Genomic DNA, 24,539 nt, shown 5'->3' with positions numbered 1-24,539 from the left:
CGCGCCGACGCTTCGCTCAACGCGCATGCCGGCGCACCAGTTGCGCAAGGGCCTCCTCCAGCGGAGTCGTACCGTACACCCGCTCCGACACGTCGGCCTCGACGTCGATCCGCCCCGCGTTGTGCACGTCGTACAGATCGACGATCAGTTGCGCATGGCGTTCGCTGAGCCCGGCGCGCAGCAGCGTCGCGCTCCACGTGTCGCGCGGCAGCTCGTGCGCGACGATCGCACGGCCCGCCGACGTGCCCAACGTAGCCGCGATCGCTGTCACGCTCACCCGCCGCGGCCCTTCGACGCTGACGATGCGCGGCCCGCTGCCGCCTTCGGGCGCATCGAGCAGCAGCCGCGCCGCGACGACGCCCACGTCGGGCGCCCAGACCGTCGGAAACACCTTGTCGACCGGATGGTGGAAGCTCGGCAGCACGCCGGTGCCCAGCGCGACCGGCAGCACGCGGGCCCAGTTCTGCAGATGCTCGGCCGAGCGCAGCAGCGTCAATTGCGTGGGGATCGTCTTCAGCCGTTCCTCGAAGTCATGGAACAGGCGCGTGATACCCGTATTGCCTTCAAGCTCCGCGCCGTAATCCGACAACGCCAGCAGCGCGGGCGGCGGGTTCACGGCGAGCGCGGCGGTCGCCGCGTCGATCGTCCGCGTCATCGTCGCGGCCGGATCGGGGTCGGCAACCGGCACCGGGCACAGCATCTGCACGGCCTGCGCGCCGTCGATCGCCGCGGCGATCGCGTGCGCGTCGGTCAGGTCCGCGATCGCGACATCGCAGCCGAGCTGCACGAAGCGTTCACGATGGCGTGCATCGCGCAGCACCGCGCGCACGGAATGGCCTGCGTTGCGCAAGGTCGTCACGGTCGACAGGCCGACGTTGCCGGATGCGCCGAAGATCACGAACACGATTCGCTCCTTGGGGGATGGAAGTGCTGTGATTGTCGGCATGCGCGGCCCGGGTGGCGCGCACGGACGGATGAATCGAGCAGGAAAGGATGACGGGATGAACGGCCGTGGCCATGCGCGCTGCTCGATGTGACACCGATCGCGTCGGGTCGGGCGATGTGCCGATCACGAGGAACAACACACCTCAAACGAACAGCCGCTCACATCCGACGCGTCGCGCTTCGACAGCGCTCGTGGGCGCCGGAGAAGCGAGCACGGCAATTGTCCAACACCTGTCGGACAATTGCCGTCGAATCACATGCGACGCCCGTGCACCGCTGTTTCGTCATGCGTCCCTGCCCCATCCTCGCCGTGATAGGCAAGCCGCAACCCGCCCCGCGCGCCGCCCGACCGCGCAATCTCCGTCGGCGTCGCGCCGAGCACGCGGTTCATCCAGTTCGCCATGTGACTCTGATGCGCAAACCCGGCTTCCAGCGCGATCTGGCTGATGCTGAGCCGGCCTTCGAGCAGTAGCGCCTTCGCACGCTCCACCCGCCGCCGCACGACGTACTGATGCACGGGCATCCCGAGCGTTTCGCGGAACAGCACCTTGAAATGCGGCACGCTGATCGACACGAGCGCCGCGAGCTCGGCCAGTGTCATGCGCCGGTCGAGATTCGCCTCGACATAGTCGATCACGCGCGCCGCGGCCTTCGGCGCCAGCGTGCGCCGGCGTTCGCGAAACGCGGGCCGGCCGTCGACCAGCCGCGCGACGAGCGCCGTGCACAGGCTTTCCGCATAGAGCGGATCCGATGCGTCTTCCGCTTCGAGTTCGGCGGCCATCGCCCATGCAATGTGCTGCAGCCGCGGATCGCGCACCTGCAGCCGCCGGCGGATCTGCGCGTGCGACGGCTTCAGGTCGAGCTGCTCGACCGTGCGCCGCACGAAGGTGTCGCTGAGCGCGATGTGCAGGATCCGGCAGTCGGCGCTGTCGGTCCACTGGCCGGGCAGGCCGGCCGGAATCACGTCGACGTCGCCGTGCGCCTGGATACGCGACACGCGCTCGCCGTCGCATACGCAATCCGCCCGCACCGGCGCGCCGATATGCACGCCGATCCGGTGATGCTCGGCTGCCGGAATCCGGTACGTGCCCGCGCGGATCTCCAGCAGCGACGCACCGAAGCCGTGCCAGCCGAGCCCGCGGCTGGAGCGCAGGCTGACCGGGACGCCGTTGTCCGTCGGTGCGGCAAGAATCGGATCGCTCATCGAGGGTCTCCACTAGATCGGGTGACGAATGCGCATTGTGACGCGTTTCGCGCCGGCGTGCCGGCCGTGCCCGGCCGTCTGCGGGTCAAGCAGAAAAAGATCATCCGTTTCTGCTCGGGACGATCCTTGCGTGCGCGCAGACGGGCGCCGCCCCGCTTACGATCGGCTCATCCGACACCTACGGAGCCCGTCATGCCCCATTACTGCCCGCAACGCGCGGCGTTCGTCGCGCGCTCGCCCCGCGCCGGCCGCCCTTCATCCGGCGCCCACGCCCGCCGCGGCCGCACCGCCATCGCAGCGTGGTGCCTGCGCATCGTCGGCTGGCACCGGCTCGAACGGTTGCTCGCGTCGATTCCCGACAGCAACGACGATTTCGGGCTCGTCTGACCGGCCGGTCGACACCCCGCTTACTTGCGTCGCCTACTTGCGTCGCCTACTTGCGGCTGCCTACTTGCGCCGCCGCTCGTGCGGCGCCACCGTCGCGCCGTCGATCACCGGCGCACCCTGCTTGATCAGGAAATCGCGAAACAACCCCGTCACCTGCGAGATGCGCCGGTCAGCGAGCGTCACCACATACCATTCGCGCTCGATCGGGTTGCCGGGAAACGGCAGTTGCCCGAGCAGCCCCGTGCGCAGTTCGAGCGCACACGCGTGCAACGACAGGAACGCGACGCCGAGCCCGGCTTCGGCCATCTGCTTGATCGCCTCGTTGCTCGACAGTTCGGAGCCCACATGAAAGCGGTGGCCCGCATTCTTGAACAGGCTCTCGACGGTCGAGCGCGTGCCCGCGCCGCGTTCGCGCACGAGCAGGTGCGCGGATTCGAGATCCTTCAGCGCGACGCGCTTGCGCCGCATCAGCGGATGGCCGGGCGCCGCGACGAACACCATCGGGTGCTTCGCGAACTCGACCGCATGCGTACGCAGTTCCTTCGGTGCGCTGCCCATCACCGCGAGATCGATTTCATGCGTCGCGAGCATGCGGATGATGTCGTCGCGATTACCGACCTTGAAATACGTCTTCACGTGCGGACGCGTCGCGGTGAATTTGACGAGCAGCGGCGGGATCAGGTATTCGGCCGTCGTGATCGCGCCGATCCGCAGCGTGCCGCCGAGATCGCCCGTCAGCGCGGCCACTTCGTCGCCGGCCTCGCTCCACAGATGCAGGATCTCGCGCGCGTAGCGCGCGACGATCTCGCCGGCCGCGGTCAGTTGCACGCCGCGCCCCACTCGCTGCAACAATGCGGCGCCCACGGCCTCTTCGAGCAGCCGAACCTGCAGCGATACCGCCGGCTGCGTCAGGTTCAGCTCCTCGGCCGCGCGCGACACGCTGCCGAGCCGCGCAATCATGTCCAGCGCCTTCAACTGCCGGAACGTCGCGGTCTTTCCTATAAGTGAATACATATGAGTCGCTTATAAACATTAAATTGTTCGAGTGGGTTCGAAACTATATCGTCGGTTCCTGAGCAATGTCATCCGAATCGTCATTCAGCGGGAGCCCAACATGGACAACGTCACGCCCAACCTTGCAACGGACCGCGCGCCGCGCCCGCCGCGCATCGTGATCGTCGGCGGCGGCGCCGGCGGCCTGCAGCTCGCGACGCGTCTCGCCGATACGGTCGGACGCCGCGGGCAAGCCGACATCGTGCTCGTCGACCGCTATCCGACGCACTTCTGGAAGCCGCTGCTGCACGAAGCCGCGTCGGGCCATCGCGATCCGGCTTCCCACACGATCGAATACGCGGCGCAGGCGAAGCGCCACGGCTTTCGCTTCGTGCAGGGCGCGCTGCAGCGGGTCGATCGCGCGACACGCACGGCGACGATCGCGGCCGTGCAGGATGCGGACGGCACGGAAATCCTGCCGCAGCGCGTGCTCGACTACGACGATCTCGTATTGGCGGTCGGCAGCGTGACGAACTTCTTCAACGTGCCTGGCGCCGAGCGTCATGCGCTGCCGCTCGAAAACCTCGACCAGGCCGAGGATTTCCGCCGCAAGTTCCTTGCCGCCTGCACGAAGGCGAATCACCTGGCCGAGCAGCAGCCGGCACGGCGCGGCGCGCCGATCTGCATCAACGTGATCGGTGCGGGCGCGACGGGCGTCGAGCTGGCCGCCGCGCTGCGGCATGCGGTCCAGCAACTGACGACGTACCGCTTCAAGGCGCTGGTGTCCGCACGCGACGTGCACATCCGGCTGATCGAAGGCGGCCCGCGCATCCTGCCGGCGCTCGACGAACGGCTGTCCGGCAGGATGCACGCGCAGCTTCGCGCGCTGAACGTCGACGTGCTGACCGATACGCGCGTGGCGGAAGTCGGCGCGGATGTCGTGACGACCGCGACCGGCGAACGGCTCGCGAGCGACATCACGATCTGGGCAGCCGGCGTCGCCGGCCCCGCGATGCTGCGGGACATCGGCGACATCGCGCTCAACCGCTCGAACCAGGTGATCGTGACCGACACGCTGCAGACGCCCGACGATCCGCACGTGTACGCGTTCGGCGACTGCGCCGCGTGCCCGTCGACCGGTGCAGGCGGGTTCCTGCCGCCGCGTGCGCAGGTCGCGTACCAGCAGGCCGTGTATCTGGTCGACGCATTCGCACGCCGCGTCGCCGGCAAGCCGGTGCCCGGCTTCACGTTCCGCGATGCGGGCACCGTCGTGTCGCTCGGGCATGCGGGCGCCGTGTATCAGGCGGATATCGGCATGCGCTCGCGCTCGCTGATCGTCGACGGGCTGGCGGCGATCGGGCTGTACAAGTTCCTGTATCGCAAGCACCTGTTCAGCGTGGTCGGCATGAAGAGCGCGCTGTTCCAGTCGCTGAGCCACTGGCTGCAAAGCCGCAACCAGCCGTCGATCAAGCTGCATTGATCGCCGCCGTTTGCACGCAACATCGCAGCGACGCATATCGGACGAGCATCGTCCGATATGCCGTTTTTGCCATATGGATATGCGCGATTTAGTCGGAATGTGCGCCACGCCGGTGCATCGCATCGAAGGCCGTCGATACGATGCGATTCATGCGCGATATGTCGTGCTGCGCGTATCCCGCGCCCGCCCTGGCTTGCCACCCCATTCATTAGTCGAATCGTATGAGTCGGCTATAAATATTGATTGGTCGCGTTTTCCGCATCGACGCTAAGGTGTGTGGCATTCCCGTCGGCGAACGGATCATCACGTTTCTGAAAAGGAATCACCGTGGTCATCGAAGCCATCGTCACCCGTCTCGACGCAGCATTCGCGCAGATCGAAGCCACGCCGGATTCGCGCGAGTCGCGCCATCAACGCGACGCGATCATCCGGTGGCTGGACCGGGCATCGGAAGAAGGATATCGACTCGGTCTCGTCACGACGCTGCCGGCCGCGCGTCTCAACGACATGTTCGAAGGCCAGTTCGGCCGCGCGAACCTCGACCGCTTCTCGGTCGTCGTCACGGACACCGATCAACAGGACTCCCGATCGAATCGGCATCCGTTCGACGTCGCGCTGCAGGCGCTCGGCGTGCCGCGGGAGCGCGCGGTCGGCGTCGCGAGCAGCGAACCGGAACGCCGCGAAGCCGAGCATTTCGGGTTGGCGCGCTGTGTGAACATCACCGACACCGTACGCTCGATCGCATCGGCCGGGCTGCACTGAACGCCGGCACCCGGGCCGGCTCGAGCCGGCCGTCATCGTCGATCCGGCGGCAATCCGACGATTGCCCGACCGCACCCTGACATTCTGCTGTCAAAGTCGCTTGCAACACTTCGGGGCTCGACCACATTCCCCCGGAGACGGGATGACGCGCATGCGTATCGTCCCGTCCGTTGCCCGCCACGATGACACGCCCGACCCGCACCGCCACCGCCCTCACGATTGCCTGCCTGTTGCTCGCCGCTTGCGGCGGGGATGACTCGACGCCGCCCACCACGTCGGCCGACAACAACGGCACGGCGCCCGCACCGCAGCCTCAACCTCAGCCCGCGCCGGCCCCGGCACCCGCGACCTACTACCAGACGAAGACGCCGTACCGCCCGCAGCAGGACGCCGCGACATACGAAGCGCCGCCGGCCGGCTACGCGCCGGTCTATACCGAACTCGTCGCACGTCACGGCTCGCGCGGACTGTCGGGCTTCAAGTACGACGGCGCGATCTACGCGATGCTGATCAAGGCCGAGGCCGACGGCGCGCTGACCGCGCTCGGCGCGCAGCTCAAGGCCGACACGTACGCGATGATGAAGGCCAATGCGCTGCTCGGCTACGGCGTGCAGGGCATCTCGACGCCCGGGTACGGCAACCTGACTCAAACCGGCATCCGCGAACATCAGCAACTCGCCGCGCGTCTCGCGCAGCGGCTGCCCACGCTGTTCTCCGCCGGCAACCGGCAGGTGGTGGTCGTCAACTCGGGCCAGGACCGCGCGGTCGACAGTTCGACGTATTTCTCGGCCGCGCTCGTCGCCGCGCAGCCGGCACTGGCGCCGGCCATCACGCTGCCGGCCGCGCCGGCCGGCTATCCGGCGAGCGCACCGGTCGCGCAGCCGGCCGGCACCAACCGCTTCCTGTTGTATTTCCACTCGCTGAAGCCGGCCACCGATCTCGTGACCGACACGAGCGATCCGTACTACGCGACCTATCAGGCGAGCCAGGCGTACCAGGCCTACGCAAACGACGCGACGGTGGCCGCCAAGCTGAAAGCGATCAAGGCCGCGCCGCAAGCGGCCGACGTCGCGCAAACGGTGCTGTCCGCACTCGTGTCGCCGGCCTTCATCGCGAAGCTCGGCTCCGACGGCTACACCTTCGCGAACACCGGCACCTATGCGTTCACGTCGACGGACGGCAAGTTCACCAACACGCTGAAGGGCGACGGCAAGACGAAGATCGCGACCGCCGTCGATGCGGTGAACGTGCTGTACAACCTGCTGCAGGTTGCGCCCGCCATGACCGCGGAAACCGGCGGCGTCACGATGGAGAAGTACATCGGCGCCGAGCAGGCGCAGTATCTCGCGTATCTGCAGGATGCCGAGGACTACTACCAGAAAGGGCCCGGCATCCAGGAAGCGAACCCGGTGACGTACCGGATGGCGAAGGTGCTGCAGGACGACTTCTTCGGCGAAGTCGACGCGATCGCGCGCGGGGACCTGACGCACGCCGCGAAGCTGCGCTTCACGCATGCGGAGATCGTGATTCCGTTCGCGTCGATCATGAACCTGAAGAACGTGTTCGTGCCGACGCCGCAGGCGCAGACGTACACGTATGCGAACAACCCGTGGCGCGGCGACCAGGTGTCGCCGATGGCAGCGAACATGCAGTGGGATGTCTATCGCAACGGATCGCGGCTCATCGTGAAGATGCTGTACAACGAGCGCGAGACGGATTTCCAGGCCGCGTGCGACGGCGCGAAGATCGCGCCGGGCAGCCACTTCTACGACTACGCGGGGCTGAAGCAGTGTTACGGGTATCAGTGACGTGAAGCGCAGCGCCGCAGCCTGCAGCGGTGTGGCCGGCATCTCGCGCCGACGAACTCGCGGCGGCTCGCCGGGTCGAACGAGCATCGTCGGAGGACTCCCATGAAACGCGTCGCGCTTGCCGCCGTCCTGACCCTGTTTGCCGCCATCGGTGTGCCGGCTATCGCCGGTACACCATCGGGCGCCGCCTCGGCGGCCCCGACTCAGGCATACGCAAAGAATTGCGTACCGTCGCGAGACACCGCCCAGGGCGCCGGTTCATCCTCCCATGCGCCGCCGATCCGCGTCTGCGTCGGCGATTCCGACACGCAACTGAACCTGCCGTGGTTCCTGACCGATGTCCTCACCGCCGTGGACACGCACCAGTCGCCCGGCGGCCTGTTCCGCAAGATGCGCAACGATTTCTGAATCGCCGCGGGCACCGCACGCTCATGATGCGTCGGGACGCTTCAGCACCTCGATGAACGTGCCGACGATGCCGGCCCACATCGCGGGGTCGGCAATGCGCTCCAGCAGCCCCCGCAATTCCCGCCGTTCTTCGCTCGACAGCATGCCGTGCGCGCCGCGAATGCTGTCGTAACGCGGCGTACCGCGCGATGCAAGCGCGCGATCGAGCGAATAGTCGCGGGCGGCTCCGTCCACCGAGATCCGAATCCACAGTGAACCACCGTCCGCCGCGGCGGCGCCATCGGTCACAATGACCGGGGATGCGGCATTTTCTTCCATCGCAACGTCCCGGTTGGCAGTGGACCGACAACGGCTCCGCATGAAAATGTTTCTTTTTGAGACACAATCGAGAAATCGCATCAATATTTAAACAACAATATTTCGCAATGGCGCGCCGCATCTTATACTTGCCGCGCACCATCCTCGTGCCAAGAGACGGTGTCTTTGTCCCGGCTGCACACATTGTGCGGCCGGGGCTTTTTTCGGTACGCTGCGTCCATATACATGCTTGATGCGAGCATGTTATTACGGAATGCTGCCGGATAGATGGCCGATCGCGACAGGCTCGTGCCGATGCCCGTCGCAGCGGCCGAATCGACCGGCGTCCCGAAACCGGCGCGCGAGCCGCATGGCCCGGATCAGGCATGCGGCATGCGCGCCGTTTGCACATCGACCGGTTCGATTTGCCACGCCATGCGAACAACACCAAAGGCAACCGGAGGACCGTGGGCGCGCCCCCGCGGCTCGAAGCCCGTTTTCCACCGCAGCGGCGCGTGGCCGCGCATCGTGTTTCTCGCCGCCGCGATCATTTGCGTGCTCGTGCCCGCGTTCGCGATCGTGCTGGCCGACCGCTACGCGCACGACGCCGTCACCGCGCATGAGCGCGTCGTCGCAAACGACATCGTGAATTCCGTAGACCGCATCCTGGACGGCGTTCGCCTTCGGCACGCGGACGAGCTGACCGCACTCGTCGGCCGGCCCTGCGCGACGGTGTTCCGGACGCTGGCCGAAGTGGGCACTCGCCTGCGCTACCTGCGTGCGGTCGCGCTGGTGAATGACGGGCGCGTCATGTGCTCGTCGGCGCTCGGTTCGATCGACCTGCCGCTCGCCGCCTATGCACGCGAACCGGACCCAGGCTCGACGGTCGTCACGCTGCTGCGGCAGACGCCGTTCCAGCACGACATTCCGGTGCTGTCCGCGTTTCGCGCCACCGCGCGCGGCGCGGGCGTCCTGTACCTGATCGAAGGCGACTACGTAGCCGACGCGCTCGCCCACGGCACCGGCAATGAAGCGGCGACGGCCGTGCTGTCGATCGCAGGTTCGGGCCGTCTCGATCAACACGGGAAGTTCACGCCGGAAACGGACACAGGTCCCGCGGGCGGCAGCACGATCGCTTCGCAGCGCTGGCCGTTCACGGTGTCGGTCATCGCATCGACGCACTACGCGTCGCAAGTCCAGCGCCACTACCGGTTGATCTGCGCGACGATCGTGCTGCTGGCCGACAGCCTCGTGATGGCCGCCTACCTGCTCGCGATGGCGCCGCGGCGGCTGTTGCTGAAGGCCGTGCGTCAGGCGCTCCGGCGCAACGAATTCCATGTCGTGTACCAGCCGATCGTCGACGTGCAGACGCGCAGGACGGTCGGCGTCGAAGCGCTCCTGCGCTGGCACCATCCGAAGTGGGGGGCCATCAGCCCGGCCGTGTTCATCCCGCAGGTGGAATCGAGCACCGTGCTGCCGAAGGTCACCGAATTCGTGCTGCGCACCGCCGTGTCGGAGCTGACCGCGCTGACGCCGTCCGCGCCGCTGCGCATCGCGGTGAACGTCGCACCGCAGGACCTCGAGCGCGGACGGTTCGTGGCCGTCGTCGAGGAAGCGATCCACGCGCTGCCGCCCGGCTTCACGCTGGTGCTCGAAGTCACCGAACGCATCCTGCTCGAGAAGAACGCGCGAACCACCGAGATCTTCCAGGCGCTGCGGTCGAAAGGCGCGAAGTTCGCGATCGACGATTTCGGCACGCATCACAGCAATCTCGACATGCTGTCGCGCTTTCCGTTCGACTACGTGAAGATCGATCGACAGTTCGTCTCGCAACTGGACCATGGCAGCGCGAGGCTGATCGAGGGGATCGCGGCCGTCGCGCATCACTACGGCCTGAAGATCATCGCGGAAGGCGTGGAGACGGAAGCGCAGCATCGCGCGCTGCAAGCGGTCGGGATCCAGTATGCGCAGGGCTACCTGTATCAGCGCCCCATGCGCGCGGAGCACCTGACACGGGATTTCGCCGGGGCAGCGGTGTAGCGGCGCCGCGGACGGCGACTACTGCGCGCCGTATTGACCGCCGAGGTGCACGCGGCCCTGCTCGATCCATCCTTCGAAATCGTCGCCGGTCTTGCCGTTCACGTACATGACGTTGTACCAGCGCCCGTGCGACTTGTAGACGGTCACCGAATCGCCGGGGACGATGAAGGTCCGCTTCGTCATGCACTGCGCGTCGGGCGCCGAGTAGAAATACGCGCGCCCCGCGCCGACGACCGTGCCGGACGCAGGCGGCCGGAAGTTGTCGTCCGGGCCGCTCGTGGCTGCGTCGAGCTTGCCGCAATCGACCGTGCTCTTCGCGTGCGTGCCGTTCGCGCCCAAGCTCGCGCCGAGCACCAGCATCGCGACGCCGATGCGCATCGTCGCTTTCATCTGCATGATTCGTTCGGGATACCGTATTTTTTCGGTTTGCCGGTTCGCGGCCGGCCCACGTTCAATCCTGCGCGACCGTCGTCGCTTCGACCCCGGCCGCTTCCGGACGATGCCCGAGCCGCTCGGAAATCGCCTGCCCGGCCTCCTTCAGCAACGCGACGTAATGCGCTTTCGTGTCCGCACCGCACCGCATCGTCGGAAACGACAGCGACAGCCCCGCGATCACGCGACCGAAACGATCGAACACGGGCACCGCGAGACACAGCAGGCCATCTTCCTGCTCCTCGTTGTCCTCGCCGTAGCCCTGCCGCCGCACGTGCGGCAGGATGCTCATCACCGCATCCGCCGACGCGAGCGTTTTCGCGGTCGACTTCCTGAACTCGATGCCGGCAAGCACCGCCCGCGCGTCGCCGGGCGGCATCCATGCGAGCAGCACCTTGCCGATCGCCGTGCTGTACAACGGATTGCGCCGGCCGATGCGCGACTGCATGCGCAGCCCGTAATCGGCGTCGATCTTGTGGATGTAGATGATCGCGTCCTCGTCGAACGCGCCGAGATGCACGGCTTCGCGCGTCAGTTGCCCGATGCGGCGCATCTCGAGATCGGCCTCGCGCACGAGATCCACGCTCTCCAGTGCCTTGCTGCCGAGCTCGAACAGCCGGATCGTCAGCCGGTAGCGATCGGTCTCGCCTTCCTGCGCGACATAGCCGAGCGCCTTGAGCGTCTGCAGGAAGCGATGCACCGTCGTCTTCGACATGCCGAGCTGGTGCGACAGTTCGCTGATGCCGACCTCGCGGCGCTCGCCGAGCGCGGCGAGGATCGTGAAGACCTTGCCGACGGCGGCAACCGAATCGGGCTTCTCGACGGCGCCTGCCGCCGAAAGGTCAGCCCCGGTTTCCGGGTTCGCGTGATCGCGCTTGCGCTGCCTGGGCGTTGCTGTCATGTCCGTGAATCCGTGAGATGCGAATCGGGAGAGCATAACGCGTTCGTCGCGCAATACGGTCAGCGCGCGAGCCAGCCGCCGTCGACGGCGAGCGTGTGGCCGTGCACGTAGTCCGACGCGCGCGACGCGAGAAACACCGCCGCACCCGCGAGATCGTCCGGCACGCCCCAGCGGCCGGCCGGGATGCGCGTGAGGATTTCGTCGTTGCGCCGGCTGTCCTCGCGCAGCTGTGCGGTGTTGTCGGTCGCCATGTAGCCGGGCGCGATCGCGTTCACGTTGATCCCGCGCGCGGCCCATTCGTTCGCGAGCAGCCGCGTGAGGCCCAGCACGCCGCTCTTCGACGCCGTGTACGACGCCACGCGAATGCCGCCCTGGAACGACAGCATCGACGCGACGTTCACGATCTTGCCGCCACGCCCTTGCCGCACCATCTGCCGCGCGACCGCCTGCGACAGGAAAAATACGCTCTTCAGGTTCACGTCGATCACCGCGTCCCAGTCGGCCTCGGTGAACTCGAGCGCATCGCAGCGGCGGATCATGCCCGCGTTGTTGACGAGGATGTCGACGTGGCCGAACGCGTCGAGCGCGCCGCCGACGATCCGCTCGACCGGCTCGAGCGTCGACAGATCCGCGCGCACGTCGACGAAACGCCGCCCCGCGGCCGTCACGCGCGCCGACGTTGCATCGGACGACGAACGGTTCGCGCCGACGATGTCGCACCCGGCCGACGCGAGCGCGACGGCCATCGCCGCGCCCAGCCCCGTGTTGCAGCCGGTGACGATCGCGACCTTGCCGGTCAGGTCGAACAGGCCGGCGAGCGCGGCATGCGCATCGGCGGCGGGAAGATCGGTCGTATCGCGTTTCATGATGTCAGCGCAGGTCGGCAACGGCGATGTGGTCCATGTCCTTGAACACCTGGTTCTCGCCGACCATCCCCCAGATGAACGTGTACGCCTTCGTGCCGACGCCGGAATGAATCGACCAGCTCGGCGAGATCACGGCCTGCTCGTTGTGCACCACCACGTGACGCGTCTCCTGCGGCTCGCCGAGCATGTGGAACACGGCCGCGTCGGCGGCGAGGTTGAAGTAGAAATACACTTCCATCCGCCGCTCGTGCGTATGGCACGGCATCGTGTTCCACAGGCTGCCGGGCTCGAGTTTCGTCATCCCCATCGACAACTGGCAGGTCGGCAATACGTCGGGCACGATGAACTTGTAGATCGTGCGGCGGTTGCTCGTGGCCGCGTCGCCGAGCGTTTCGGGCGATGCCTGCGCGAGCGTGATCGTACGGGTCGGATAAGCCGTGTGCGCGGGCGCGCAGTTCAGGTAGAACTTCGCGGGCTGCGCGCGATCGTCGCTGCCGAACACGACGGCCTGCCCGCCTTGCCCGACGTAGATCGCCTCCTCCGTGCCCACCGCATGACGCTGCCCGTCGACCTCGACCCAGCCGGCCCCGCCGATGTTGATCGCCCCGAGTTCGCGCCGCTCCAGCAGATGGCTCACGCCCATCGCGGCGCCGAGCGACGCCGGCACTTCGACCGGCCGCGTGGCGGGCCACGCGCCGCCGACGATGATGCGGTCGATATGGCTGTAGGTGAGCGACAGCGCGTCCGGCGCGAACACGTTCTCCACCAGGAAATGCCGGCGCAAGCCGGCGGTGTCGAGCGCCTTCGCGTGCTCGCTGTGAATGCCCTGCCGCACTTCCATGCCGGTTCTCCATGGGAAACGGACACGCCGCCGGCATCGTCGCCGCCGATCGCCTTGATGAAGATTGAAGCACACATTTCTTGAATTCGGAACGTCGATCCGGATTTTCGATCTCGCTTGGCAGGTCGATAAATTCCTTTCTTATCAATGCTGTTACGTATTACGGGTATACGACTACCGCCTAAATTCACAAAAACGGACCATCGTTCCGAATCATGTCCTATAGTCAGTCGGCAGACATCATTCGACAACGGGACGCATCGACGTCCACGGAGGAGACGTGAAGCTGAAACAGGCCATCGACCGCATTCCGGGCGGGCTCATGCTGGTCCCGATGCTGCTGGGCGCGTGCGTGCACACGTTCGCACCGAATGCCGGGAAATACTTCGGCTCGTTCACCAACGGCCTGATCGCGGGCACGGTGCCGATCCTCGCCGTCTGGTTCTTCTGCATGGGCGCGACGATCAACCTGCGCGCGACGGGCGTCGTGCTGCGCAAATCGGGCACGCTGCTCGCGACGAAGATCGTGGTCGCCTGGCTCGCGACGCTGATCGCCGCGCAGTTCATCCCCGACGACGGCATCCGCACGGGCCTCTTCGCGGGACTGTCGCTGCTCGCGATCACGACGTCGATGGACATGACCAACGGCGGCCTTTATGCGGCCGTGATGCAGCAGTACGGCAGCAAGGAAGAGGCCGGCGCGTTCGTGCTGATGTCGATCGAATCGGGGCCGCTCGTCAGCATGCTGATTCTCGGCGCGGCCGGCGTCGCGGTGTTCGAGACGCGGCTGTTCGTCGGCGCGGTGCTGCCGTTCCTGATCGGCTTCACGCTCGGCAACCTCGATGTGGAGCTGCGCGAATTGTTCGGACGCTGCGTGCATCCGCTGATTCCGTTCTTCGGGTTCGCACTCGGCAACGGCATCGATCTGAACGTGATCGCGAAGAGCGGGCTGCCGGGCATCGCGCTCGGGCTCGCGGTGATCGTCGTGACGGGCGTGCCGTTGATGCTCGCCGACAAGTTTCTGGGCGGCGGCAACGGGACGGCCGGGCTTGCCGCGTCGTCGACGGCGGGCGCCGCGGTCGCGAACCCGGCGATCATCGGCGAGATGATTCCGAAGTTCAAGCCGATGGTGCCGGCGGCGACCGCGATCGTCGCGACCGCGTGCCTCGTGACGGCGATACTCGTGCCGATTCTGACGGCGATGTGGGCGAAGCGGGCGGCGCGGGCTTCAGGGGCGCCGGTGAGGGTCGCGGCGCGGGTCGGGAATGGTGGGGCGATCGAGCATGAGGGGCATGTTTGAAGGGTGCCGATTCGAGTCGAGTCTCAGGCACCCGCCTCAAGTCGGTCAATGTTCAACGGCGTAAAAACCCCGGGAAATCGATGAATTTCCCGGGGTTTTTATTCGTCGGTATCAGCGCGCACCTTGTCGCGCGCTTGCGAAAACCGGACACCGATGCGCATCTGCCGCGCCGCGCTTCAGTCGAACGTACGCACGATGGCGGACGCCTTGGTCGCGATCAACCAGCGGCCCTCCACCTTGTGCATGACGAAGTGATCGTTGAACAGCCTGTTGCCTATCCGCACTCGCACCGTCGCCGTCGAAAGACCGTCCGAGACATGCTGCATCGCGAGGATCGCCTCGTCTCGGGGCGCGCCGGCCGATCGCGGACTGGGCCTCCCGTTGATGAGCGCCGCGTACTCCGACGACGACAGCGTGCGCAACCGGCCTTCATCCAGCCACTGAACGAAGCCGTTCGGATGGAAAATCTTGTCGAAGTCACGGCTCTTCGGCTCATAAGCGAGGTTGAAATAATCGTCGATCAAGGCGACGACGGCTTGGGTCTGGGTCATTGTCGGCTTTCCTCGGTAGTGAACGGCTCGTATAGTGAGCGATCCTTCCCGCTCTCTGCTACGGCGACCCGGTTATCGCTGCCATTACAGGAACACATGGATGATGGAAGACCTCGATGGAGGGCTGGTCAGCGGCTTGCTCGTCCTGGCAGCCCTGGCCGAATCCGGCAGCTTCAGCCGTGCAGCATCTCGTCTGGGCAAGACTCAGCCGGCGGTCAGTCGCGCCATCCAGCGACTGGAGGATCGCCTGCGCGCGAAGCTCGTGCATCGCACCAGCCGGCACGTCGAAGTGACGGACGCCGGCCATGCGTTGTTGTCGAAAGTGCTGCCGTTACTCCACGGAATCGAAGAGGCGGCCGTCGACGCCTCCGACCAGACCTCGGTCGTCAACGGAACGCTCCGTGTCGCGTGCGATGCCGTGTTCGCGCGCCTCGTGCTGGCACCGGAGCTGACCCGGTTCATGAAGGATCACCCCGCGCTTCACCTGAAGCTGGAAACCCGGAGCGATCTCTCGGACCTGGTCAGCGAGGGATTCGATCTCGCCATCCGATTTGGACCGCCTTCTATTTCGACCTTGGTCTGCCGCAGGCTATACAGTCCTCGGGTACTGACTCTGGCCGCGCCGTCCTACCTGGAGCAGCGCGGTCGGCCAAGGTCGCCGCAGGATCTGGTCGACGGCGGCCATGAATGCATCCTCGCGATCGACCCGGCCACCGGCAGGCCCTTCGACTGGGAGTTCTGGCGTGACGACGAGAAAGTGAAAGTGGCCGTCAGCGGCTCCCTGACCGTCACGGATGCGGGAACCAAGATCGGCGCCTGCCTCGCCGGCTTCGGGATCGCCCAGGTGATCGACCTCGGAATCGACACGCACCTGCGCGCGGGCACGCTGGAGCCGGTTTTGACGGACTGGTGCGGCGAGACGTTTCCTCTTTACGTCTACTATCCCAGTCGAAACCACGTCCCGGCCAAGGTCAGGGCGTTCATCGACTTCGTGGTCGGCATGATGCCCAGGCTACAGTCGAACGGGTATGGCGCCGGCCAGCGGTCGCCCTCAACCGTGCTCGAAGCGCTGCGTCGCGAATAGCGTCCGTTGCCCATCGTGCGCGTGACCGTCCGCTTCCGCCGTCAGCGACATGCCGTCGCTTCCATTGCGCTGCAAGCGCATCGCCCGACGACTTCCTGCCGCCTGGTGCCAAACGCCCGCCGGCGGCACGACTGCCATTCAAGCGCTAAAATCCGCCGCCTGGGCATCCACGACGAGCAAGCGTTTTGACGGCGTTCGAGCAGGGTTTCATCCTTACCCGCCACTGGCGGGACACCGCATCCGGTATCGAGATCGAGTTCTGGCTGGCAACCGAACGCGGTCCGCGCCGCGTGCGGTTGCGCCCGCAGGAAGCCGTCGCGTTCATTCCGGCCGAACAGCAGGCGCTCGCCGAACGCACGCTGGCCGGCGAACGCGAGGCGGAACTGCGCCCGCTCGCGCTGCGCGATTTCAGCCGACGCCCGGTCGTCGGCCTCTATTGCCGGCGCTATCGCCACCTGTCCGGGCTCCAGAAGCGCCTCGCGGCGGCCGGCGTCGACGTCTACGAAACCGACGTGCAGCCGCCCGATCGCTATGCGATGGAGCGCTTCATCACCGCATGCGTCGAGTTTCGCGGCCAGCCCGGCCGCGACGGCACGCTGACCGGCGGCGAGCTGAAGCCCGCGACCGGCTACCGCCCGGCGCTGCGCTGCGTGTCGCTCGACATCGAAACCAGCGTCCACGGCGAGCTGTATTCGATCGCGCTCGAAGGCTGCGGGCAACGGCAGGTCTACATGCTCGGACCGCCGAACGGCGATGCCGGCGCGAGCGCCGTCGACTTCCGCCTCGACTACTGCGACACCCGGGCCGCGATGCTCGCGCGCCTGAACGACTGGTTCGACGAACACGATCCCGATGCGGTGATCGGCTGGAACCTCGTGCAATTCGACCTGCGCATCCTGCATGCGCACGCGGAGCAATACGGCGTGCCGCTCAAGCTCGGGCGCGGTGGCAGCGTGCTCGACTGGCGCGCGCACGGCCAGCAGCCCGACCACTTCTTCGCGGGCGCGGCCGGCCGGCTGATCCTCGACGGCATCGACATGCTGAAATCGGCGACGTGGACGTTCCCGTCGTTCAGCCTCGAATACGTGTCGCAAGCGCTGCTCGGCGAAGGCAAGTCGATCGACAATCCGTACCAGCGGATGGACGAGATCCAGCGCCGCTTCGATCACGACAAGCCCGCGCTCGCGCGCTACAACCTGAAGGACTGCGAGCTCGTCACGCGCATCTTCGACAAGGCCGACCTGCTGTCCTTCGCGCTGGAACGCGCGAGCGTCACGGGGCTCGCGGCCGACCGCACCGGCGGGTCGGTCGCGGCCTTCACGCACCTGTACCTGCCGCGCATGCACCGGCTCGGCTATGTCGCGCCGAATCTCGGCGACGTGACGGGGCAGAACAGCCCCGGCGGCTTCGTGATGGATTCGCGCCCCGGGCTGTACGATTCGGTGCTCGTGTTCGACTACAAGAGCCTCTATCCGTCGATCATCCGCACGTTCCTGATCGATCCCGTCGGCCTGATCGAAGGGCTCGCGAACCCCGGCGACGACGCATCGGTGCCCGGCTTTCTCGGCGCGCGCTTCTCGCGCACCGCGCACTGCCTGCCCGATATCGTGCGCCGCGTATGGGAAGGCCGCGACGACGCGAAGCGGCAGCGCAACGCGCCGCTGTCGCAGGCGCTGAAGATCATCATGAATTCGTTTTACGGCGTGCTCGGCTCGACGGGCTGCCGCTTCTTCGACCCGCGCCTCGCGTCGTCGATCACGATGCGCGGCCACGAGATCATGCATCGCACGCGCAAGCTGATCGAATCTCAGGGATACGAAGTGATTTACGGCGATACCGATTCGACCTTCGTGTGGCTTGGCCGCGCGCACGACGACGACGAAGCCGGCGCCAAGGGCCGCGCGCTCGTCGAGCACGTGAACCGCTGGTGGCGCGCGCACCTGCGCGACCACTTCGGGCTCGAAAGCGCGCTCGAGCTGCAGTACGAGCGGCATTACCGCCGGTTCCTGATGCCGACCGTGCGCGGCGCGGAAGAAGGCAGCAAGAAGCGCTACGCGGGCCTCGCGGCGACGGCCGACGGCGGCGAGGATCTCGTGTTCAAGGGGCTCGAAACGGTGCGCACCGACTGGACGCCGCTCGCGCAGCAGTTCCAGCGCGAGCTGTACCGGCGCGTGTTCAGGCGCGAGCCGTACCGGGATTTCATTCGCGACTACGTGCAGCGCACGCTCGCCGGCGAATTCGACGAGCAGCTCGTCTACCGCAAGCGCGTGCGCCGGCCGCTGCGCGAGTACGAACGCAACGTGCCGCCGCACGTGCGCGCGGCGCGGATCGCCGACGAGTTCAACCTCGCGCAGGGCCGGCCGCTGCAGTATCAGCGCGGCGGCTGGATCAGCTACGTGATGACGACGGCCGGCCCCGAGCCGCTCGAGACGATGCGTTCGCCGATCGACTATGCGTTCTATCTGAGCCGTCAGCTTCAGCCTGTCGCCGATGCGATCCTGCCGTTCCTGCGGGACGATTTCGAGCGCGTGATCTCCGGACAAGGGCAGTTGTTCGGCGACTGACGGAACACTGACGCGCCGGAACACGCGTCAGCGCAGTCGTCGCATCGCGCTTTCACATGACGTCGATCACCATCGCATTCCGTCAGCATCGCGCACTCTCACTCATTCTGGAACACAGTTCGCCTGGAATCGCCATTTATCAGGCCGATCAAGGTTCCTAAACTTTCCTCGTCGGTTCAGCAAACCGCAACGAAATCGTCCGAGGAAACCGTGAAATCCATCATCGCCGCCATCGCCACTGTCGCCGCTACCGCCCTTCTCGCCGCACCGGCCGCGTCGTACGCACAGTCATCGCACTCGACGCTCACGCGCGCGCAAGTGCGCCAGGAGCTGCTCGACCTCGAGTCGGTCGGCTACGAGTCGGTCGGCTACGAGTCGGTCGGCTACGAGTCGGTCGGCTACGAGTCGGTCGGCTACGAGCCGGTCGCCGGCGACGGCGACAACTATCCGGGCGACATCGTCGCCGCGCAGGAACGCCTCGCCACGAGGCGCCTCGCAGAACGCAAGAACGCGGAAGCCGCCTATGGGGCGAACGGCGCACCGGGCATGGATTCGGGCGCGCCGGCGGCTGCGACGACGAAGCGGTAACACGCGGCCGGTCGTTTCGGGCGCGTTCCCATCCGGCTAAAATACCGGCCTGCCGCGCCTCCCGCCGCGGCCGGAGGACATCGATCATGACCGCACGTCGCGGTGCCGCGGTCGCCATCGCGCCCAGCCACGAGACAGCCAGCCTGTCGATAGCCCAGAAGACGTTCAATACGCTCGTCGAGCAAATCGAAAAGCGGCGCGAACGTCTTGGTGCGTGGGAAGCCGTGATGCCGGCGTTCCAGAAGAAGTTCGTCGACGCTCTGTTGCCGCTCGAACGGCAATCGACCGCGCTGCGGATCAAACTGATCCATCTGCTCGACGACGCGTTCCTGAAGAAGGGCTTGAGCAAGGCTGAGCAACGCGCGCTGTCGGACCTGATCGTCGACATGGCGAGCGATTTGCTGCGCACCAGCGACGACGCGGCGTTGAAGGTGATTTACCACCGGCATGCCGGATCCGACCACGTCGGCAACGCAACGGCCGCTCCCGAGCCGACGAAACCGAAACGGAAACCCGAGCCCGAACCGCCGGAAGATCTCGACTCGCTGTCCCCGGACGAACTTGCTGAGCGCATGCAGGCCGAACTCGACGCCCAGTTCGAGCGCGACATGGCCGCTCACGCGGCCCGCGAGGCGCAGCGCGCGAAGCGCAGGAAAGCACCGAAGCAATCGGCCGCGCAGGCCCGGATCGAGGCGGACCGGGCCGAATCGAGCAAGTCGATCCGCGAGATCTATCGCAAGCTCGCAAGCGCCTTGCATCCCGACCGCGAAACCGATCCGCAGGAGCAGCAACGCAAAACCGTGCTGATGCAGCGGGTCAACCGCGCCTACGAGAAGGGCAACCTGCTGCAATTGCTGGAGCTGCAGCTGGAAATCGAACAGATCGACCGGCGTGCGATCGACGGCCTCGGCGAAGCGCGGCTCACGCGCTACAACGGCATCCTGGAGGAACAGTTGCGCGAGCTCGATCGGGAGATCGTGCACGTCGAGAACGATTTCAGGGGCACGTATGGCATCGCGCCGTCCACCAAGGTTGCGCCCGATACCGTGCTGCGCATGCTGACGCGCGACATCGCCGGCATGCAGCGCAGCAACCAGGACCTGGCCGTCGCGCTGCGCGAATTCGAGGATCCGGACAACGTCAGGCGCTGGCTGAAGGACACGAAGCGCCGGCCGGCGTCGTCGCGCTTCGACGACGAGCCGTTCTGACGAAACGACGACACGCACCTGCACGGCGCTCCCTCACCGCCCCTCCTCCATCCCGCCCATCAGCGCCATCAACTGCCCGCGCAGCCACTGGCTGCCCTGATCCTGGTCGGCACTGCGATGCCAGTAGCAGAAGTAGTCGAGCCCCGGCATCTCGAACGGCAGTTCGAGAATCCGCGCCGGATAGCGCCGCAGCAGCCGCAGCGGCGCCGTCAGCGCGAGATCGCCGCGCATCGCGATCAGCGGCGCGACCATGTAGTGCTGCACGCGCATCTGGATGTTGCGGCGCAGCCCGAGCCGCGTCAGTTCCGCGTCGACGTGCCCGCTGCCCTTGCGGCGGCTCGATACGTGGATGTGGCCCATCGACAGGTAGTCGTCCATGGTCAGCGTGTCGCCCTTGAACGGGTGATCGTCGCGGATCATGCACGCGTAGCGGTCCTGCACGAGCAGCGCCTGGTGCAGATGCGGATCGCCGATCAGCGGCGCGTCGATCGCGAGATCGACCGACCCGTTCGCGAGCGCGGTCGCGACTTCGCGTCGATCCATCGTGTAGCTGCGCACGTGCATGCCGGGCGCATGCGTCTGCAGCAACTCGCCGAGCGCCGGCAGCAGCAGCGCTTCGGTCAGGTCGCTCATGCTGAGCCGGAATACGCGCTCGGACGAAGCCGGATCGAACACGTCGCCTTCGTGCGCGCTCGAATCGAGCAGTTGCAGCGCCTCGCGCACGCGGCCGACGATGTTCTCGGCCATCGGCGTCGGCATCATCCCGGCCGGCGTGCTGACGAACAGCGGATCGTTCAGCGTCTTGCGCAGCCGCGCCAGCGCGTTGCTGACGGCCGGCTGCGTGAGGTTCAGCACCTCGGCCGCGCGCGTCAGGTTGCGCTTGTTGTAGATCGCCTCGAATACGACGAACAGGTTCAGATCAATCTTCGAAAGGCGCATCGCCGGATCTCCTTGCCGAGATCTTACGGCGGGCGCCATTCGTTCGTCCACGTCGCCCCGCTCAGCCGCGCGGCGGCGGCGTCAGGTACGGCGCCGTCGCACCGGGCTCGCCGTCCTTGATCTCCATCCGCGCGATCGCCTGCAGGTGCACCTCGTCCGGGCCGTCGGCGAAGCGCAGCGCGCGGCCCCAGGTCCACAGGTCGGCCAGCGGCGTATCCGGGCTCAAGCCCGCTGCGCCGAATACCTGCATCGCGCGGTCGCACACGTCCGTATAAACGGTCGGCACGAGCGCCTTGATCATCGAGATTTCCTTGCGCGCGGCCTTGGCACCGACCTTGTCGATCATCCACGCGGCCTTCAGCACCAGCAGGCGCGCCTGGTCGATCTCGATGCGCGAGCGCGCGATCCATTCACCGACGGTGCCGTGCCGGTTCAGCGGCTTGCCGAACGCGACGCGCGACTGCGCGCGGTCGATCATCAGCTCCAGCGCCAGCTCGGCCGCGCCGATCGAACGCATGCAGTGGTGGATGCGGCCCGGCCCGAGGCGCGCCTGCGCGAGCGCGAAGCCGCTGCCCTCCTCGCCGAGCAGGTTGCGCGCCGGTACGCGCACGTTGTCGAACGTGATCTCGCAGTGTCCTTCCGGCGCGTGGTGATTGACCACTGTGATGTTGCGCACGACCGTCACGCCCGGCGTGTCGCGCGGCACGAGGATCATGCTTTGCTGCTGGTGCGATTCGGCATCGGGATCGGTCTTGCCCATCACGATGAAGATCTTGCAGTTCGGATGCGCGGCGTTCGTGATGAACCATTTGCGGCCATTGATCACGTACTCGTCGCCCACGCGCTCGATACGCGTCGTGATGTTGGTCGCATCCGACGACGCGACGTCGGGCTCCGTCATCGCGAACGCCGAGCGGATCTCGCCGCGCAGCAGCGGCAGCAGCCACTGTTCGCGCTGCTCGGGCGTCGCGAACATGTGCAGCAGCTCCATGTTGCCGGTGTCCGGCGCGTTGCAGTTGAATACTTCCGACGCCCAGCTCACGCGCCCCATGATCTCGGCGAGCGGCGCGTATTCGAGGTTCGTCAGGCCCGTGCCCGGCTCGTCGTCCTTCAGGTGCGGCAGGAACAGGTTCCACAGCCCTTCCGCTTTCGCGCGCTCCTTCAGCTCCTCCATGAACGACACCGGATACCGGCCCGCGTGCACTTCGTCGTTCCACTGGCGGATGCGCGGCACGATGTGCGCGTCCATGAACGCGCGCACACGTTCGCGCAGCGCTTCCACTTTCGGGGTGTAGCCAAAGTCCATGATCGACTCCTCGAGATTGTCGTGATCCGTTCGTCCGGTTCAGAAGGCCGAGACGCCGCCGTCGACGGCGACGGCCTGCCCGGTCAGATAGGTGTTTTCCTTCGCGCACAGCATCAGCATCGCCGCGACGACTTCGTCGGGCCGGCCGAGCCGCTTCATCGGCGAGCCTTTTGCGAGAAAATCCTGGCGATCGCCGATATCGCCGTCGGTGACCATCGGCGTCGTGCTGTAGAACGGGCACACCGCATTCACGCGGATGCCATGGCGCGCGTATTCGAGCGCGGCCGTCTTCGTGAGCCCGACCACCGCATGCTTCGACGCCGCATACGCGGCCAGCTTCGGCGCACCGCCGAGCCCGGCCATCGACGCGACGTTCAGGATCACGCCTTCGCGCTGCGCAAGCATCTGGCGGATCTGATGCTTCATCCCGAAGAACACGCCTTTCGCGTTCACCGCGAAGCTCAGATCGAGATCGGCTTCGTCGGTGTCGATCAGCGCCTTCATCGGCGGTGCGATGCCCGCGTTGTTGATGCCGACGTCGAGCCGCCCGAAACGCGCGACGGCGTCATGCACCAGCGCAGCGACGTCCGTTTCGACACGCACATCGCAGCGCTGCGCGAGCACGTCGGCGCCGGCCGCGCGCAGCGGTGCGGCCACGCGTTCGAGCGCCTCACCGTTCAGGTCGCCGAGCGCGAGCCGCGCGCCCATCGCGGCGAGTTCGCTCGCGAGCAGCGCGCCGAAGCCGCTCGCGGCGCCGGTGATCATCACGGTCTGGCCGGCATAGCTGTCGAGTTTCATCGCGTGCTCAGATCGTCAGGCCACCGTCGACGACGATGCATTCGCCGTTCGTGTAGCTCGCCGCGTCCGACACCAGATACAGCACGGTGCCGGCCATTTCGCGTGGCTCCGCGTGGCGGCGCAGCGGGATCTTCGTCATCCACGCTTCGTAGATGTCCTTGTCGGCGAACAGCGCACCCGCGAACTTGGTCTTCGTGAGCCCCGGCAGCAGCGCGTTCACGCGGATGCCGAGCGGGCCGCATTCCTTCGCGAACGCCTTCGTCATGTTGACGACGGCCGCCTTCGTGATCGAGTAGATGCCTTGCCGGTCGCCCGGCTGCAGCGCGTTCACCGACGCCGTGTTGACGATCGCGCCGCCGCCGTGCGTCTTCATCAGCTTGCCGGCCTCGACCGACATGAAGAAGTAGCCGCGGATGTTCACGTCGACGGTCTTCTCGTACGCGGCGAGATCGGTATCGAGGATGTGCCCGAAATACGGGTTCGCGGCCGCATTGTTCACGAGGATGTCGAGACGGCCGTGCTTGCCGCGGATGTGCTCGAACGTCGCGGCGATGTCCTCCAGACGCCCGACGTGGCACGCCAGCGCCTCGGCGCGGCCGCCCGCGGCGACGATCGCATCGGCCACGGCCCGGCAGTCGTCGAGCTTGCGGCTGGATACGATCACGTGCGCGCCCTGCTGCGCGAGCAGCTTCGCGATTTCCTCGCCGATGCCGCGGCTCGCGCCCGTCACCAGCGCGATCTTGCCCGTCAGGTCGAACAGGTTCGTTGCCATGTTGCTGTGCTCCTCCATTGATTGGGATGTCGTGCCGCCGCGCGGCGATCGTGGCGCTTCGCGGC

General features: G+C 66.6%; 24 protein-coding genes. 11 read left to right on the top strand and 13 right to left on the bottom strand.

Features of this window, described 5'->3' with window-relative positions; all coding sequences use genetic code 11:
• Positions 1-16: 16 nt before the first annotated feature.
• Together WS61_RS22825 and WS61_RS22820 are read right to left on the bottom strand one after the other, a co-directional pair.
• A complete protein-coding gene (locus WS61_RS22825) occupies positions 17-904 on the bottom strand; it encodes an NAD(P)H-binding protein (protein WP_059503695.1) in 888 nt (295 codons plus the stop codon).
• 294 nt (positions 905-1,198) lie between these two features.
• Entirely contained in the window at positions 1,199-2,149 is a 951-nt protein-coding gene (locus tag WS61_RS22820) for an AraC family transcriptional regulator (RefSeq protein WP_059503693.1), read from the bottom strand.
• A 192-nt stretch (positions 2,150-2,341) separates the two neighbouring features.
• Here WS61_RS22820 and WS61_RS22815 point away from each other — a divergent pair, with 192 nt between their 5' ends.
• On the top strand, positions 2,342-2,536 hold the full coding sequence (locus WS61_RS22815) for a hypothetical protein (protein ID WP_059503691.1): 195 nt from the start codon (positions 2,342-2,344) through the stop codon (positions 2,534-2,536).
• A 60-nt stretch (positions 2,537-2,596) separates the two neighbouring features.
• Here the strand turns inward: WS61_RS22815 and WS61_RS22810 are convergent, their stop codons facing one another.
• Positions 2,597-3,550 (bottom strand): LysR family transcriptional regulator, encoded by a 954-nt coding sequence (locus WS61_RS22810; RefSeq protein WP_059503689.1) that lies wholly within the window; start codon positions 3,548-3,550, stop codon positions 2,597-2,599.
• 100 nt (positions 3,551-3,650) lie between these two features.
• Between WS61_RS22810 and WS61_RS22805 the strand changes: the two genes are divergently transcribed.
• The 4 genes from WS61_RS22805 to WS61_RS22790 all read left to right on the top strand — a co-directional run bounded on the left by WS61_RS22805 (position 3,651) and on the right by WS61_RS22790 (position 7,987).
• On the top strand, positions 3,651-5,009 hold the full coding sequence (locus WS61_RS22805; RefSeq protein ID WP_059503688.1) for an NAD(P)/FAD-dependent oxidoreductase: 1,359 nt from the start codon (positions 3,651-3,653) through the stop codon (positions 5,007-5,009).
• Between the two features lie 327 nt (positions 5,010-5,336).
• Positions 5,337-5,771 (top strand): phosphatase, encoded by a 435-nt coding sequence (locus WS61_RS22800; RefSeq protein WP_059503686.1) that lies wholly within the window; start codon positions 5,337-5,339, stop codon positions 5,769-5,771.
• Positions 5,772-5,953: 182 nt separating this feature from the next.
• Positions 5,954-7,579, top strand: a complete 1,626-nt coding sequence (locus tag WS61_RS22795) for a histidine-type phosphatase (RefSeq protein ID WP_059503684.1) — start codon at positions 5,954-5,956, stop codon at positions 7,577-7,579.
• 102 nt (positions 7,580-7,681) lie between these two features.
• Positions 7,682-7,987 (top strand): hypothetical protein, encoded by a 306-nt coding sequence (locus WS61_RS22790; protein ID WP_059503682.1) that lies wholly within the window; start codon positions 7,682-7,684, stop codon positions 7,985-7,987.
• A 21-nt stretch (positions 7,988-8,008) separates the two neighbouring features.
• On the opposite strand, the gene WS61_RS22785 is transcribed toward WS61_RS22790, so the two are convergent.
• Positions 8,009-8,305 carry a hypothetical protein gene (locus tag WS61_RS22785; RefSeq protein ID WP_059503680.1) on the bottom strand — a complete coding sequence of 99 codons (297 nt, stop codon included), beginning with the start codon at positions 8,303-8,305 and terminating at the stop codon, positions 8,009-8,011.
• Between the two features lie 414 nt (positions 8,306-8,719).
• Here WS61_RS22785 and WS61_RS22780 point away from each other — a divergent pair, with 414 nt between their 5' ends.
• Entirely contained in the window at positions 8,720-10,324 is a 1,605-nt protein-coding gene (locus tag WS61_RS22780; RefSeq protein ID WP_059503851.1) for an EAL domain-containing protein, read from the top strand.
• Positions 10,325-10,342: 18 nt separating this feature from the next.
• Here the strand turns inward: WS61_RS22780 and WS61_RS22775 are convergent, their stop codons facing one another.
• The 4 genes from WS61_RS22775 to kduI form a co-directional block, all read right to left on the bottom strand.
• Positions 10,343-10,714, bottom strand: a complete 372-nt coding sequence (locus WS61_RS22775) for a hypothetical protein (protein WP_059503849.1) — start codon at positions 10,712-10,714, stop codon at positions 10,343-10,345.
• A 61-nt stretch (positions 10,715-10,775) separates the two neighbouring features.
• Complete coding sequence (gene kdgR, locus WS61_RS22770) at positions 10,776-11,657, bottom strand: DNA-binding transcriptional regulator KdgR (protein WP_059503678.1); 882 nt, start codon at positions 11,655-11,657, stop codon at positions 10,776-10,778.
• A 59-nt stretch (positions 11,658-11,716) separates the two neighbouring features.
• On the bottom strand, positions 11,717-12,523 hold the full coding sequence (gene kduD, locus WS61_RS22765; protein WP_059503676.1) for a 2-dehydro-3-deoxy-D-gluconate 5-dehydrogenase KduD: 807 nt from the start codon (positions 12,521-12,523) through the stop codon (positions 11,717-11,719).
• Between the two features lie 4 nt (positions 12,524-12,527).
• Positions 12,528-13,364, bottom strand: coding sequence for a 5-dehydro-4-deoxy-D-glucuronate isomerase (kduI, locus tag WS61_RS22760; protein ID WP_059503674.1), 837 nt, complete (start codon positions 13,362-13,364; stop codon positions 12,528-12,530).
• 280 nt (positions 13,365-13,644) lie between these two features.
• Between kduI and kdgT the strand changes: the two genes are divergently transcribed.
• On the top strand, positions 13,645-14,664 hold the full coding sequence (gene kdgT, locus WS61_RS22755; RefSeq protein WP_059503672.1) for a 2-keto-3-deoxygluconate transporter: 1,020 nt from the start codon (positions 13,645-13,647) through the stop codon (positions 14,662-14,664).
• Between the two features lie 176 nt (positions 14,665-14,840).
• On the opposite strand, the gene WS61_RS22750 is transcribed toward kdgT, so the two are convergent.
• A complete protein-coding gene (locus WS61_RS22750; protein WP_059503670.1) occupies positions 14,841-15,215 on the bottom strand; it encodes a nuclear transport factor 2 family protein in 375 nt (124 codons plus the stop codon).
• Between the two features lie 100 nt (positions 15,216-15,315).
• Here WS61_RS22750 and WS61_RS22745 point away from each other — a divergent pair, with 100 nt between their 5' ends.
• The 4 genes from WS61_RS22745 (at position 15,316) to WS61_RS22730 (ending at position 20,659) form a co-directional block, all read left to right on the top strand.
• Positions 15,316-16,299, top strand: coding sequence for a LysR family transcriptional regulator (locus WS61_RS22745; RefSeq protein ID WP_257127332.1), 984 nt, complete (start codon positions 15,316-15,318; stop codon positions 16,297-16,299).
• Positions 16,300-16,484: 185 nt separating this feature from the next.
• Positions 16,485-18,863 (top strand): DNA polymerase II, encoded by a 2,379-nt coding sequence (locus WS61_RS22740; protein ID WP_059503668.1) that lies wholly within the window; start codon positions 16,485-16,487, stop codon positions 18,861-18,863.
• Between the two features lie 210 nt (positions 18,864-19,073).
• On the top strand, positions 19,074-19,451 hold the full coding sequence (locus WS61_RS22735; protein WP_059503666.1) for a DUF4148 domain-containing protein: 378 nt from the start codon (positions 19,074-19,076) through the stop codon (positions 19,449-19,451).
• Positions 19,452-19,537: 86 nt separating this feature from the next.
• The gene (locus WS61_RS22730; protein WP_059503664.1) at positions 19,538-20,659 is read left to right on the top strand and encodes a J domain-containing protein; all 1,122 of its coding nucleotides are present in this window, start codon (positions 19,538-19,540) and stop codon (positions 20,657-20,659) included.
• Positions 20,660-20,692: 33 nt separating this feature from the next.
• On the opposite strand, the gene WS61_RS22725 is transcribed toward WS61_RS22730, so the two are convergent.
• The 4 genes from WS61_RS22725 to WS61_RS22710 form a co-directional block, all read right to left on the bottom strand.
• A complete protein-coding gene (locus WS61_RS22725; protein WP_059503662.1) occupies positions 20,693-21,598 on the bottom strand; it encodes a LysR family transcriptional regulator in 906 nt (301 codons plus the stop codon).
• Between the two features lie 61 nt (positions 21,599-21,659).
• Positions 21,660-22,904 carry an acyl-CoA dehydrogenase family protein gene (locus WS61_RS22720; protein WP_059503661.1) on the bottom strand — a complete coding sequence of 415 codons (1,245 nt, stop codon included), beginning with the start codon at positions 22,902-22,904 and terminating at the stop codon, positions 21,660-21,662.
• A 39-nt stretch (positions 22,905-22,943) separates the two neighbouring features.
• On the bottom strand, positions 22,944-23,702 hold the full coding sequence (locus tag WS61_RS22715; protein ID WP_059503659.1) for an SDR family NAD(P)-dependent oxidoreductase: 759 nt from the start codon (positions 23,700-23,702) through the stop codon (positions 22,944-22,946).
• A 7-nt stretch (positions 23,703-23,709) separates the two neighbouring features.
• Positions 23,710-24,474, bottom strand: coding sequence for an SDR family oxidoreductase (locus tag WS61_RS22710; RefSeq protein ID WP_059503657.1), 765 nt, complete (start codon positions 24,472-24,474; stop codon positions 23,710-23,712).
• Positions 24,475-24,539: the final 65 nt, after the last annotated feature.

Origin of the sequence: Burkholderia sp. ABCPW 11, assembly GCF_001523445.1 — a bacterium.
GTDB lineage: Bacteria > Pseudomonadota > Gammaproteobacteria > Burkholderiales > Burkholderiaceae > Burkholderia.
The sequence above is the reverse complement of the archived record's forward strand: the minus strand, read 5'-3'. Positions and strand labels throughout refer to the sequence as shown.

What these genes read in the sequence shown, in the direction of transcription:
- WS61_RS22820 (WP_059503693.1), bottom strand. Translation starts at nt 2,149, where the DNA reads ATGAGCGATCCGATTCTTGCCGCACCGACGGACAACGGCGTCCCGGTC.
- WS61_RS22815 (WP_059503691.1), top strand. Translation starts at nt 2,342, where the DNA reads ATGCCCCATTACTGCCCGCAACGCGCGGCGTTCGTCGCGCGCTCGCCC.
- WS61_RS22810 (WP_059503689.1), bottom strand. Translation starts at nt 3,550, where the DNA reads ATGTATTCACTTATAGGAAAGACCGCGACGTTCCGGCAGTTGAAGGCG.
- WS61_RS22805 (WP_059503688.1), top strand. Translation starts at nt 3,651, where the DNA reads ATGGACAACGTCACGCCCAACCTTGCAACGGACCGCGCGCCGCGCCCG.
- WS61_RS22795 (WP_059503684.1), top strand. Translation starts at nt 5,954, where the DNA reads ATGACACGCCCGACCCGCACCGCCACCGCCCTCACGATTGCCTGCCTG.
- WS61_RS22790 (WP_059503682.1), top strand. Translation starts at nt 7,682, where the DNA reads ATGAAACGCGTCGCGCTTGCCGCCGTCCTGACCCTGTTTGCCGCCATC.
- WS61_RS22785 (WP_059503680.1), bottom strand. Translation starts at nt 8,305, where the DNA reads ATGGAAGAAAATGCCGCATCCCCGGTCATTGTGACCGATGGCGCCGCC.
- WS61_RS22780 (WP_059503851.1), top strand. Translation starts at nt 8,720, where the DNA reads ATGCGAACAACACCAAAGGCAACCGGAGGACCGTGGGCGCGCCCCCGC.
- WS61_RS22775 (WP_059503849.1), bottom strand. Translation starts at nt 10,714, where the DNA reads ATGAAAGCGACGATGCGCATCGGCGTCGCGATGCTGGTGCTCGGCGCG.
- kdgR (WP_059503678.1), bottom strand. Translation starts at nt 11,657, where the DNA reads ATGACAGCAACGCCCAGGCAGCGCAAGCGCGATCACGCGAACCCGGAA.
- kduD (WP_059503676.1), bottom strand. Translation starts at nt 12,523, where the DNA reads ATGAAACGCGATACGACCGATCTTCCCGCCGCCGATGCGCATGCCGCG.
- kduI (WP_059503674.1), bottom strand. Translation starts at nt 13,364, where the DNA reads ATGGAAGTGCGGCAGGGCATTCACAGCGAGCACGCGAAGGCGCTCGAC.
- WS61_RS22750 (WP_059503670.1), bottom strand. Translation starts at nt 15,215, where the DNA reads ATGACCCAGACCCAAGCCGTCGTCGCCTTGATCGACGATTATTTCAAC.
- WS61_RS22745 (WP_257127332.1), top strand. Translation starts at nt 15,316, where the DNA reads ATGATGGAAGACCTCGATGGAGGGCTGGTCAGCGGCTTGCTCGTCCTG.
- WS61_RS22730 (WP_059503664.1), top strand. Translation starts at nt 19,538, where the DNA reads ATGACCGCACGTCGCGGTGCCGCGGTCGCCATCGCGCCCAGCCACGAG.
- WS61_RS22725 (WP_059503662.1), bottom strand. Translation starts at nt 21,598, where the DNA reads ATGCGCCTTTCGAAGATTGATCTGAACCTGTTCGTCGTATTCGAGGCG.
- WS61_RS22720 (WP_059503661.1), bottom strand. Translation starts at nt 22,904, where the DNA reads ATGGACTTTGGCTACACCCCGAAAGTGGAAGCGCTGCGCGAACGTGTG.
- WS61_RS22715 (WP_059503659.1), bottom strand. Translation starts at nt 23,702, where the DNA reads ATGAAACTCGACAGCTATGCCGGCCAGACCGTGATGATCACCGGCGCC.
- WS61_RS22710 (WP_059503657.1), bottom strand. Translation starts at nt 24,474, where the DNA reads ATGGCAACGAACCTGTTCGACCTGACGGGCAAGATCGCGCTGGTGACG.